Source organism: Neobacillus sp. BP17 (assembly GCF_059579525.1).
The window spans coordinates 3,655,316-3,668,403 of sequence record NZ_CM184198.1; the positions used below are offsets into that span (position 1 = coordinate 3,655,316).

General features: G+C 40.2%; 10 protein-coding genes. 2 read left to right on the forward strand and 8 right to left on the reverse strand.

Going from position 1 to position 13,088, the window contains the following annotated elements:
• Window positions 1–294: 294 nt before the first annotated feature.
• Window positions 295–1,590 carry an arsenic transporter gene (locus AC4QJR_RS17635; protein ID WP_496523711.1) on the forward strand — a complete coding sequence of 432 codons (1,296 nt, stop codon included), beginning with the start codon at window positions 295–297 and terminating at the stop codon, window positions 1,588–1,590.
• Between the two features lie 198 nt (window positions 1,591–1,788).
• Here the strand turns inward: AC4QJR_RS17635 and AC4QJR_RS17640 are convergent, their stop codons facing one another.
• The 8 genes from AC4QJR_RS17640 to AC4QJR_RS17675 all read right to left on the reverse strand — a co-directional run bounded on the left by AC4QJR_RS17640 (window position 1,789) and on the right by AC4QJR_RS17675 (window position 11,621).
• Window positions 1,789–3,081, reverse strand: a complete 1,293-nt coding sequence (locus AC4QJR_RS17640) for an MFS transporter (protein WP_496523712.1) — start codon at window positions 3,079–3,081, stop codon at window positions 1,789–1,791.
• 33 nt (window positions 3,082–3,114) lie between these two features.
• Window positions 3,115–4,290 (reverse strand): M24 family metallopeptidase, encoded by a 1,176-nt coding sequence (locus AC4QJR_RS17645; protein ID WP_496523713.1) that lies wholly within the window; start codon window positions 4,288–4,290, stop codon window positions 3,115–3,117.
• A 28-nt stretch (window positions 4,291–4,318) separates the two neighbouring features.
• Window positions 4,319–5,770: an aldehyde dehydrogenase family protein gene (locus AC4QJR_RS17650; protein WP_496523714.1), complete on the reverse strand. Its 1,452-nt coding sequence runs from the start codon at window positions 5,768–5,770 to the stop codon at window positions 4,319–4,321.
• Between the two features lie 94 nt (window positions 5,771–5,864).
• On the reverse strand, window positions 5,865–6,920 hold the full coding sequence (locus tag AC4QJR_RS17655; protein WP_496523715.1) for a homoserine dehydrogenase: 1,056 nt from the start codon (window positions 6,918–6,920) through the stop codon (window positions 5,865–5,867).
• Window positions 6,910–8,157, reverse strand: a complete 1,248-nt coding sequence (locus AC4QJR_RS17660; protein WP_496523716.1) for a M20 metallopeptidase family protein — start codon at window positions 8,155–8,157, stop codon at window positions 6,910–6,912. Before AC4QJR_RS17660 ends, AC4QJR_RS17655 begins: the two co-directional genes overlap by 11 nt.
• A gap of 35 nt (window positions 8,158–8,192) precedes the next feature.
• Window positions 8,193–9,392, reverse strand: coding sequence for a cystathionine gamma-synthase family protein (locus tag AC4QJR_RS17665; protein ID WP_251463227.1), 1,200 nt, complete (start codon window positions 9,390–9,392; stop codon window positions 8,193–8,195).
• Between the two features lie 16 nt (window positions 9,393–9,408).
• Complete coding sequence (locus tag AC4QJR_RS17670) at window positions 9,409–10,413, reverse strand: cyclodeaminase (RefSeq protein WP_496523717.1); 1,005 nt, start codon at window positions 10,411–10,413, stop codon at window positions 9,409–9,411.
• Between the two features lie 23 nt (window positions 10,414–10,436).
• A complete protein-coding gene (locus AC4QJR_RS17675; RefSeq protein ID WP_496523718.1) occupies window positions 10,437–11,621 on the reverse strand; it encodes a M24 family metallopeptidase in 1,185 nt (394 codons plus the stop codon).
• 243 nt (window positions 11,622–11,864) lie between these two features.
• On the opposite strand from AC4QJR_RS17675, the gene AC4QJR_RS17680 reads away from it, so the two are divergent.
• Window positions 11,865–13,040, forward strand: coding sequence for a M24 family metallopeptidase (locus AC4QJR_RS17680; protein ID WP_496523719.1), 1,176 nt, complete (start codon window positions 11,865–11,867; stop codon window positions 13,038–13,040).
• The last annotated feature ends 48 nt before the right edge of the window (window positions 13,041–13,088 follow it).

Here is a 13,088-nt window from a genome sequence, read left to right on the forward strand (position 1 = left end):
TGAAACTGGAGATAACTGGTGATAAGTTGGTGGCAAAATTTATTTTTTGCCACCAATAAAACCCTCCATATATCACTAGCCTTATTGGATGTCTTCTAACATATATTTACTAATTTTTATTTGTAGGAGGGTTTACATTGATTGTTTTGCTATTAGGGATTTTTTTCTACATTTTCTTGGTTCCACCTACAAAGTATAGTAATTCAGCAAAACAAGCGAGGATAAACGACGATATGAAGGGGTCCCAAATAAACCTTGGGGTGAAACAAGATATTTAACCTAGAATTGATCCTCATGTTTATCATTTTTTTATCAGTAATTAGTTTAATAATTTGGCGGCCTAAAGGGCTCAATGAATCGATCCCCACAGCTATTGGAGCAGCGATTACTATTTTTTTAGGAATTGTGCCTTTAGATGATATTTATAAAATCCTCGATATCGTTAGTGGAGCGTCTATTACCATTTTATCAACGATTATTATGTCTATTGTATTAGAAAGCATTGGTTTCTTTAATTGGGTTGCATTCAATTTAGTTAAAAAAGCAAAAGGTTCAGGAACTTTACTTTACATTTTTGTAAACCTAATTTGTTTTTTAACGACTATCTTTTTTAATAATGATGGAAGTATATTGATTACTACCCCGATAATAATTCATATGACTAAATACCTCAACCTTAAACCCCATCAAAGAATTCCCTATTTACTCTCTGGAGCATTAATTGCAACCGCTTCCAGTGCTCCAATTGCAATTAGTAATATATCAAATTTAATTGCATTGAAAATTGTTGGGATAGATTTAAACAGCTATGTAGAAATGATGTTTGTACCATCTATGATTGGTATTATAACAATTGCAAGCTTACTTTATTTGTACTATCAAAAGGATATTCCGAAAAAGATTGATCAAAACTTTACTGATCCGCTTACGAGCCAAATAAATATAAAGATTGATTGGTGGATGTTTAGGGTAAGTATGGTCATTGTTGTAGCAGTAAGAGCCAGTTTCTTTATCTTAACACCGTTTGGTATTCCTATGGAGTGGATTGCATTAGCAGGTGCCATTTTACTAATTATGATTAGGTGGTATAAAGCAGGAAAAGGGGTAAAAGATGTCATAAGTAAAACCCCGTGGCATATACTTATTTTTGCTTTTAGTATGTATGTTTTAGTATACGGTCTTCAGAATGTTGGATTAACATCCTTATTAGTAAACTACCTTCACCCCCTAGTAGAAAGTAGTCATTTAAATGCTAGTCTAACAATGGGTATATTATTAACGATTTTGTCAAATATATTTAATAATTTACCTGCTGTGATGATCGGTACATTATCCCTCACCAATATGGGATTAGATCTGCAAACCTTACAATTATCTTATTTGGCAAATGTGCTTGGCAGTGATATTGGTTCATTAATAACCCCTGTAGGAACTCTTGCTACTTTAATATGGATGTACATTTTAAAAAGCAATAGAATTAGATTTACGTGGGGTAAGTATATTAAAGTCGCTTTACTCGTTATACCAATTGGATTAATGACAAGCTTAGTGGCTTTATATTACTGGAATGAATGGTTTATCTTCAAATAAGGGATTTGCAATATGGACTTGTTGTCAAAGTGTTAGCTCCAAAATTATCCCATACAATCTATTTCCTCTTTTCAACATATAGTCAGACACTTGCAATAAAAAGACCTCCGCCTACTCCTTTATCAGATTCCGGCGGAGGTCGATTATTTAATTTAACGCAAACTGAAAAGACTTTACTAGATAGGAAATGAATTCCTATTAAATGATTTTAGTTTTTTCAATTGAAGTATCACTATCAATTTTTGTTGAGTTATTAATAGCTTTCGGCAAATTCATGATAGCGATTATCGCCATTAATGCCGTACCCATTAAGAAGAATGCAGGCATTAATTTATTCCCTGTCGATGTTTGTAATGAAGTAATGATAAGAGGCGCACCCCCTCCAAAGATGGCTGTTGAAACATTGTAGGAAGCTCCATATGCCGTGTTTCGTACTCGATTTGGAAACAACATTGGCAATGTGGATGGGAAAACACCTATAAAGATGGCAACGATTACATCTAAAGCAAAATAACCAACCAATGGGCCTGATGGCGCACCACTAGAAACATAAGCAATGATTGGAATGGCTGTTAGAATCGTTAATCCAGATGACAATAATAGAAAAGGCTTTTTTCCATACCGGTCGCTCATTACACCAAATATTGGAATAAGAATGAGCATTAATACCATTCCTAGCGTAGTAACAATCATTGATTCCATACTCGATAAACCGACTTGCGTCTCAAAGTAAGATGGAAGATAGGTCAATAATGTATAATAAGCTCCATTTGCGAACGCCACTACTAAAAATGAGATAACTAAAGGTTTTCGTGCTGTTAAGAACATCTCTTTGAGAGGATTCTTTGACAAGGTGTTTTCTTCCTTCATTTTTATAAATGTTGGCGTATCATCAATTTTCGTTCTGACGTACATACCTACTAGCGCTAATGGCAGTGAACAAATAAATGGGATCCGCCAGCCCCAACTTGCCATATCTTCAGTACTTAGAATAGAAGTAAGAATAGCGACAAAAACAGATCCGATGATATACCCCAACAAAGACCCTGATTCAAGTAAACTAGTGAATAGTCCCCGGCGATTTGAAGGAGAAGACTCATTCATAAAAACAGAAGCACCTGTATATTCCCCGCCTGCAGCCAACCCTTGGGCAATCCGTAGAATGATAAGCAACACTGTTGCCGTTACACCAATGGTTCCATAATGTGGAACCAGACCAATGGCAGCTGTTGACAGTGACATAAGCATAATTGTTATGACCAATATCTTCTTTCTACCCAAGCGATCACCAATTGATCCAAAAATCAAGCCTCCCAATGGTCTAAAGAAGAACGAAATGGCAAACACCGCAAAAGCGTAAAGTAAAGCAGTTGTACCGCTCCCTTCCGGAAAAAACTGGGATCCAATAATTGCTGCAGTATAACTATAAATACCGTATTCATACCATTCAACAAGATTGCCAATTGCAGTCGCCATTGTAGCCTTCTTCATACATGCACCATCCCCTTTATTAAATTCCACTCGCTAAACAAATTCCTTTAATGTCAGGTTCCTTGGAAGATTGGCAAAGGTTTCACAGCCGTTTTCTGTGATTCGAATCGACTCACTTACTTCAAAGCCATAATGATCAAGCCACAATCCTGGAATGAGGTGGAAAGTCATGTTTGGCTGCAAAATCGTTTTGTCCCCTTTTCGTATGCTCACTGTATGCTCGCCCCAATCCGGTGGATAATTCAGACCCATCGCATATCCTAGACGCGATTCTTTTACAAAGCCGCTTTTTTCAATCGTTTTTCTCCAAGTTTCTTCAATTTCTTCACAAGCAATACCTGGACGGATCATCTCCAAACAAGCATTGATCCCTTCGACAGCAACCTTTGAAAGGGTTTCCATTTCAGGCTTCGGCTTTCCAATCTGAACGGTCCGTGCCAATGGCGAATGGTACCTTTTATAGCAACCCGCTAATTCTAAAATAACAGCGTCCCCATCTTTATAACGGTCATCGGTCCACGTTAAATGCGGCGTAGAAGTTTTTTCACCTGAAGGCAGCAAAGGGACAATGGAAGGATAATCACCGCCAAATTCCTCGGTTCCTGTGATTTGCGTATAGAAAATTTTTGCAGCCACGTCACACTCTCTGACACCCTCCTGAATCAACTGGATGCCAGCCTGCATTGCTTTTTCAACGATGATTGCAGCTTTTTTCATATATGCGATTTCAGCATCCGACTTTATGAGGCGCACCCAATTTACTAGTAAGGTGGCATCTGTAAAAGTGGCATTCACTAAACCTTTTTTCAGCTGTTCATAGCACTTAGCTGAAAAATAATAGTTTTCCATTTCAACACCAATAGAGCGATTATCATGACCAATTTCCCTTAAAATACTTGCGACAAAATCCATCGGATGTTTACTTTCCGATTGCACATAGTCATCTGGATAAGGAATGATATTATCACGATAGAGCCATGTGGTTACCTTTGCTGCATTAGCATCCATTTCTCGCCCAATCCACATTGGTTGATCTTCATCAACGATTAGAACGAGCATCTGATGGACATAAAATGACCATCCATCATAGCCAGATAGGTAATTAATATTGGCTGGATCTGTGATAAGAAGGACATCAATTCCCTTTTGGATCATTCGTTCTTTTGTTTTTCTGATTCTTTCCTTATACTCAATTGTTGAAAATGACATCAAAAAACCCCCATATTCTCAAGATGGATTATCTAAAATGTTCGGTAGACAATTTAAAGCACACAACCTTTGGTTCGGTCATTTCCTGGATGGCAAACTTTATTCCTTCTCTGCCTAATCCAGATTTTTTTACTCCGCCAAATGGCATGGCATCAATCCGATAGTCGCTGCTGTCATTAATCATAATGCCGCCAACTTCCATTTGCGCAATCGCCTGATGGGCTTTTTCAATATTTTTAGTAAAAATCCCCGCCTGCAGTCCAAAATCAACTCGGTTAGATTCTTGAATGGCATGGTCTAAATCCTGTACCGGATAAAGAAGTACTACCGGTCCAAAAATTTCTTCGTTAGCGATTCTACAATTTTCAGGAATATTGGTTAGGACAGTAGGAGTATAAAAAGCACCCTTGCGATGACCGCCCGTTAAAAGATTGGCCCCTTTTTCGATGGCTTCATTAACTAAAGCTTCCACGCGCTTCGCTTCTTTTTCATTAATTAGCGGACCCATATCCGTTTCTTGTACTTGTTTATCACCGATAATGTATTGCTCCGTACGAGTGACGAACTTTTTTTGAAAACTAGACATGACGCTCTCTTGAATATAGAGACGCTGCACACCAAGGCAATTCTGACCCGCCGCCCAAAACGCACCGGAAACGGTTGATTCAACAGCCTCTTCTAGATCAGCATCCTCCAATACGATCACTGGGGAATTGGATCCAAGCTCCATACTCATTTTCTTTAACCCTGCTTTTCGAACGATGTTTTCCCCCGCTTCCAGTCCTCCTGTGAAGGAAATCATTCGTATGGCAGGATGGGTTACTAGAACATCCCCTATCTCATGCCCATAACCTGTTATGACGGATAAAACTTTCGGAGGAAGTCCTGCATGTGCAAAGGCTTCGGCAAGCAATAGAGCACTTAATGGAGTCACTGTTGCTGGTTTCACGATAATGGCGTTACCAGAGGCGATAGCTGGTCCTACTTTGTGTGCAACAAGGTTTAATGGATCATTAAACGGAGTGATTGCGCCAATAATACCAATTGGGAAGCGATAGTAATACCCGATTCGGTTTTCGCTTCCTGGCATTTGATCAAAGGAGATCGTTTCACCATTAATTCTTCTTGCCTCTTCTGCACTGATTCTTAAGGTTTGTATACATCTAGTTGTTTCTTTGGTTGCTTCCCTGATTGTTTTACTGCCTTCTTTTGAGATGGTAACAGCGAATCTTTCTCGATGCATTTCAATATAATCCGCTGCTGCATTGAGGACTCTCATTCTCTCATGGACGGGCATGGCTGCGGCAAGCTTTGCACCCTCCTTAGCTTCCTCAATACAGCGAATCATATCTTCAGCTGATGCAGCTGGAACGGTATCTATTAAGCTGTTATCTTGAGGATCACGCACTTCAATAATCTGGTCACGGCACACCCATTCTCCACCAAGCAGCATCTTCTTTCCTGCAATTTGAACTGACATAATCATTCCCGCCCTTCTCTTATTAACGTTAATTAAATAAGTTTTGACTTTGAGAATTGTCCGGTTCCGTCGCGCGCATAGGAAGTTCTATTCCTTATACAGTTACCGGTTTACGTTCACGGTTGATATTAATCAAGTCTATTAAAAGTGAAAATCCTGTTTCTGTTTTTCCGGCTCCCGCTCCGCTTAGTGTGACAGGTCCTAGTAAATCACACTCATATGTAATCGCATTGACTGCGCCGCCAATGGATGCTAAGGAATCCGTGATATCCACTTTTTCTGGTGCGATGGAAGCAACAATCGTTCCGTTTTCCTTTTTGACTTTAGCCAGCAGCTTCCAGCGTTTTCCTTCTACCTTTGCTTCTTCAATGTCGGTTAATGTAATCTCAGTAATTCCCTTGCAAGAAACATCTTCAACGTTTAACGGGATACCCATGACATAGTTCGCTAGAATGACAATTTTATATCTTGCATCATAACCTTCCACATCACTAGTTGGATCTGCTTCCGCATAGCCAAGCGCCTGAGCCTCTTTTAAGGCAGCTTCATAGGTGACGCCTTCTTCTTCCATTTTCGTTAAGATATAATTGGTCGTTCCATTTAGAATACCACGAATTTCTTTAATTTCATTTCCAGCCAAAGTAACAATAGGCATTCTTAAAGATGGGGTCCCACTCATAACGGTGCCTTCAAATCCCCAATAAACACCATTCTTCTCAGCAATATCTGATAGTTCCTTATAAGCCAGAGCTACCGGTCCCTTATTTGTCATGACAACATTTTTTCCGCTTTCAAATGCGGCTTTGCAATGATCAATCGCGGGCTGGCCAGTTTTTACATCGGTATATGACACCTCAATAATCGTATCTGCATTTGTACCAACAATCGTTTGCAGGCTGTTCCATCCAGTGATTAATCCAGGTGACTGCGGATAATTTTCTAAATTCCCGGTTTCCTTTAAGGTTTTCAATACGACATCTAAATCAAGTCCATTGGGATGATAGATGGAACCTTTCAGAAAATCCGAAATGGCGACTACCGTAGCATTAAATCCCTCTTTTTGTTTCAATTCTTCTTTTTTATTTAGCAAAATTTCTGCTAACCCTTGACCAACTACACCAAATCCGATAAAAGCTAGTTTATGAGACATGTGCCTTTCCCTCCTTGTTAACTGGTGAATTAGATTCATCTTTTAAAAAATGGACCGCAGTTTGTGCAAGAATAGCTGCACCCATCGCTAGGCTGTTTTCATCAATATCAAAGATGGGAGTATGTAAATCTCTTTTGATTCCATCCGCTGTGCCGCTTCCAAGGAAAAATAATGCTCCTGGTAACTTTTGTGTCACATAGCCGAAATCTTCGCCGCCCATCCCAAAGGGACGCCTTACAATTTGGCACTCTGGATACATTTCTTCTATCGATTTTAATAAGTAACTGTTCACACGAGAATCATTGAATAAAGCTGGCTCTCCTCTTTCGACATCGAGTGTAAACCTTCCGCCCAAGGATTCAACCACAGAGAGAGCTTTCATTAATTCTGAACTTAATATATCCCTGACCTCAGGTGTATAGCTGCGAATAGTTCCTGAGATATTGACTTCATTAGGAATAATATTACTTGCCGTCCCCGCATGGATCTGACCAATACTGATGACTCCAGCTTCCAATGCTGGTATTTTACGAGCAACGATCCCATGCAATGCTTGCATGACAACCCCGAGCATCCAGATGGGATCTGTTCCAAGTTCTGGATAGGCGCCATGACCACCTGTTCCAAAAATTTTCGCCGAAAACACATCGACATTAGCCATGCTGTATCCATCGTTCACTTGTGCTGCCCCAACAGGAAGCCATGGACACATATGGAGGGCAATCGCAGCATCTACTTGGTCATACGCACCGGCTTGAACCATGTACGGTGAACCCGATAGGCCTTTGTCATCCGTACTTTCCTCAGCCGGTTGGAAAATAAATTTAATAGTTCCTTTCAACTCTTCTTTTTTAAATTTATTTGCAAGAAGATGGGCTGTACCAAGTAATATGGATGTGTGGGCATCATGACCACATGCATGCATGATTCCTTCATTTTCTGATTTAAAATGATGGGTGTTTTCTTCCTTAATTGGCAGTGCGTCCATATCCGCACGGATGGCAATCACAGGGCCCACGCCTTGCGTTAATGTGGCTACGACACTCGTTTCTACGCCAATACCAGTTTCAACCTCTAATCCATCAATTTTCTTTAGCGTTTCAGCAACAAATTTTGAGGTCCCGAACTCTTGAAAACTGAGTTCGGGATGTTGATGAAACAGGCGCCTCCATTCAATAATCCTATCTGATAACTCGTTTGCTTGAACTACTGTAGGGTGATCGTAACGTTCCGGCATCTGCTGTTTTCCTCCTAAAACTGGATTGAAAGCTATTAAACTTTTAAAATACTTTCAACATGGTTGAAGGCCTGCTCGAAATCTGCAAGAATGTCTTCGATGTCTTCAATTCCACAAGAGATTCGAATGAGTCCTTCCGGAATTCCCATGGCTGCACGTTCTTCTGGTGTACATTCTACGTGGCTTGTTGTACGAGCCGGTCCAACTGTTGTTTCTACCGCACCTAAATTTGCTGCTCGGTTGGCATATTGTAATTTAGGAAGAAGGTCTCGAACGGTATCTACTCCACCCTTTACGGCAAAGCTAAGCATTCCGCCAAAGTTTTTCATTTGTTTCTTTGCAATGTCATGGTTCGGATGTGTTTCAAGACCTGGATAATAAACTGCCTCGACCATTTCTTTTGTCTCCAGGTATTTTGCAAGGGTCATCGCATTTTCACATTGCTGGCGGACACGTAAATGAAGTGTTTTCATTCCGCGCAGGATAAGATAGGCTGCCATTGGATCCATTGTTGCTCCATTAATTTCACGGAAATGATAGATTTTTTCAACAAGTTCGTGAGAACCACAAACGACACCGCCTAACGCATCTGCATGTCCACCCAAAAACTTTGTCGCACTATGAATGACTAAATCTGCACCTAAAGCGATTGGATTTTGGTTAATTGGAGTTCCAAAGGTATTATCCACGACAACAAGCGCCCCTGCTGCTCGGCCTGCTTTTGCCATACGTTCAATATCGGTAATTTTCACCGTTGGGTTTGTTGGTGTTTCCAAATATAAAATTTTACAGCCTTTGGCAACTTCACGTTCAATTTGGTCATGGTTTCCTGTTTCACAAAGAGCCACTTCAATTTCTTGGCGCGGCAGGAACTCTGTAAAGATTTTATTTGTTCCGCCATATGTATCTTTAATTGAAACAATGCGGTCACCGGGTACTAAAAAGGTAGAAAGTGTATTGCTGATCGCTGCCATCCCTGTTGAGAAACTTGTTGCAGCTTCTGCACCTTCAAGGATTTTGACTTTATCTTCAAATGCTTGAACAGTTGGATTTGTATTACGCCCATAGATATGACCTTTTTTCTTGCCAATTGCCACATCATACCATTCATCCATATCGTCATAGCCATAAGCGACACTTAATACAACTGGAACTTGTGTTGCACCATGTACTAAATAATCTTTCTCTCCTGCCCATACTGATTGTGTTCCCATTTTTGGTTGTTTGTTTGTCATATTAACCACTCCTCAATTAGTTTTTTATTAGTAAATTGCTGCCCTCAATGTTTAAACCTAAATTTCTCTTCTTCATTTCTTGATAGGCAAACAAGGCAATCGCTGTATCCTGTACACCTGTACCTGTTAAATCACAAACTGTAATTTGTTCATTGCTTGTTCTTCCTTCCACCTGCAAGGAAGTAAGCTCACCCAATTCAATAATTGGCGAGTTCTCAGTAAGTACACCTCTCGTTAGTGCATGATGTAATTCCCCTAAACGGGCGCATTGAGCTTTTGTATCGCAAACCAGCAGATCCGCTTTCGCCAATACCTCAGCTTCTAATTCTTGTTTATGTTCCGCATCCGAACCCATTGCTGTAATATGTAGTCCAGGATGGAGCCAGTCTGCTTTAATTAGCGGTTCTTTTGCCGGGGTTGTAGTAATCACGGTATCACTGTTTCTAACGACAGTTTCCGCATTAGGCACCGCTGTGATTTCAACTCCCAATTCGGCGGCCATTTCAGCTGCAAATGCTTGAGCGCGTTTCGCGGAGCGAGCATAAACCAATACTTTGCTAACATTCCTTACAAGACTTAATGACCTGAGTTGAAATCTTGCCTGGCTGCCGGCACCAATAACACCTACGGTTTCAATAGATTCTTTAGACAGATATTTAGCGGCTACTGCACCTGCAGCAGCAGTACGAACTTCGGTTAAGTACCCATTATCTAAAAGAATAGCTTCAGGTACCCCAGTCTGTGTGCTGATTAAAATCATCATTCCGTTCCCGCTTGGTAAGCCTAGCTGAACATTATTAAAAAAGCCGGAAGAAATTTTAATCGCAAACATTTCTTTGTCCTTGATATACGCTGATTTCACATCAACTTCGCCATTCTGGTCCTCAATGTCCACTCTCATGATTGGTGGCATGATCACTTCATTACTGGACAGTTTAGTAAAGGCATCCTCCACTACTTTTATTGCATCTTGATTGATTTGGACATATTGTTTTAATTCCTTTTCGGTAAAAATAAGCATCGGGTTGTTCACCTCCCCCCACATTATTTCGTCATTTGATGCCCCTTTAGAGTCAAATCCCTGTTGACATTAGCAAATGTTTCGCATCCAGTTTCGGTAACCCGGACCGACTCACTTACTTCAAAACCGTAATGGTCCAACCATAATCCTGGTATAAGGTGAAAAGTCATATTTGGCTGCAGGATTGTTTTATCACCTTTTCGAATACTCATGGTGTGTTCGCCCCAATCAGGTGGATAATTCAGTCCCATTGAATATCCAAGTCGTGAATCTTTCACAAATCCACTTTTTTCAATGGTTTTTCTCCATGTTTCTTCAATTTCTTCACCTGCAATGCCCGGGCGAATCATCTCCAGGCAAGCATTTATGCCTTCCACGGCGACACTTGAAAGGGTTTTCATTTCTTCCTTTGGTGTACCGATCTGAACGGTCCTTGCAAGCGGTGAATGATATCTTTTGTAACAACCTGCAATTTCCAAGATCACTGCATCGCCATTTTTATATCGTTCATCTGTCCAAGTTAAATGGGGTGTCGACGTTTTTTCTCCGGATGGCAGGAGTGGTACGATGGAAGGATAATCCCCGCCAAACTCTTCTGTTCCAGTAATTTGTGTATAAAATATCTTGGCTGCCACATCACATTCTCTTACGCCTTCTTCAATCAAATCGATCCCAGCCTGCATCGCTTTTTCTACGATTTTTGCCGCCCGCTTCATGTATTCAATTTCTGTATCCGACTTGATTAGCCGAACCCAGTTGACTAATAAAGAAGCATCTAAAAAGGTTGCATTCGGTAATCCCTTTGTGAGCTGTTGATAACATTTGGCTGTGAAATAATAGTTTTCCATTTCTACGCCAATCGAGCGCTTTTCCTGGCCTAACTCTTTTAATCGATCGGCCACGAAATCCATAGGATGCAAGATGTCCGACTGAACATATTCATCTGGGTAAGGGATAATATTGTCGTGCGAGAGCCATGTTGTCACTTTTGCGCCATTGGCATCCTGACCCCGTCCAATCCATTTCGGTTCTTCTTCATCAATAATGAGGACAAGCATCTGGTGTACATAAAATGACCATCCATCATAGCCAGAAAGGTAATTTAAATTGGCTGGGTCAGTAATTAGGAGGACATCAATTCCTTTTTGCAGCATCCTTTCTTTTGTTTTATGGAGTCTTTCTTTATATTCAGTTGTTAAGAATGACATATCCTCATTCGCTCCCGTCTAACTTTAACTAAATTTTTCGAATATTTCTTTTATCTGGGTTCATTATACGAAATACGTTTGATGTTTTTCATCTGACAGATTGTATGAACGTTTTTGTTCGTTTCTAGTCAAATTTGTCAAAATGCACTTTTATCGCGATTTTATTCCAACAATCTGTCGGATGATTGTTCCACTTTCTTTTCAGTATGATGAATAAAGAAGATGAAATGGAGGTAGACGAACATGTTGCCATTTGAAAAAACGGAATACCAGGAACGAGTAAGAAAAGTAAAGACAAGTATGGAAGAACAAGGAATCGAAGTATTATTAATAACTGATCCCTCAAACATGAACTATGTATCGGGATATGATGCGATGTCCTATTACGTACCACAGGGAGTAATCATTGCAACAGGCCTTGAGGAGCCAGTATGTTTCATCAGATTGCAAGATTTGTATTGCGCATCCGAAACCACTTGGATGTGTGATGAAAATGTGATTTCCTATCCAGACAAATATTTGTGGGAACCAAAGGTCTTGCATGTAATGGATTTTATAGGAGGATTTTTAAAAGAAAAAGGGCTTCATAATAAAAAAATAGGACTCGAATTTGATGCCTATTATTTTAATGCACATTGGTATAACCGATTAGAGAAAGTTTTGCCAGATGCGACCTTGGTTGATGCGACAGCACTTGTAAACTGGGTAAGAGGACAAAAATCGGTAAGAGAATTAGAATACATGCAGATAGCAGCTAGAATAGTAGAAAAGACAATGTATAATGCAATCGAGAAAATTGGCGTGGGAGTAAGAGAATCCGAGGTTGCAGCTGGCGTATATAGTGACTTAGTGAAAGGAACGGGAGTGTATGGTGGGGAATATCCTGCACTGGCACCTGTTATGCCTGCAGGAGAAAGAACAGCAGGAGCCCACTTCTCATGGACCACAGAAGGAAAATATCAAGATAGTCAGTTAGTATATATGGAACTATCAGGAAGTTACAAACGATATCATGCACCGTTAACAAGGACCATCTTTATTGGGGAGCCACCTGCGAGAGTTAGAGAAACGGCTAAAATTGTCGTTGAGGGATTAAATGTAGCCCTTTCTGCAGTAAAGCCGGGTGTAACATGTGAAGAGGTAGAACAAGCTTGGCAAGCTACCATTAACAAATACGGTTTAGAAAAAGAATCTAGAATGGGCTATACTGTTGGCATAGGCTATCCACCAGTGTGGATGGAAAATTCAGCATTTTTTAAACCAGGAGATAAAACTGTCTTAAAGCCGAATATGACGTTCCATATGATGCCTGGGATGTGGTTGGAAGGTTATGGTGTAGCAATCACTGAAACGATAAGGGTTACTGAAAGTGGCTGCGAAACCATTACAAGATTCCCTAGAGAGTTGTTTGTTAGGTAGCAGTATTTTTGATGAAAATTAAAACCAGATACCTCTTTACCTATTGTT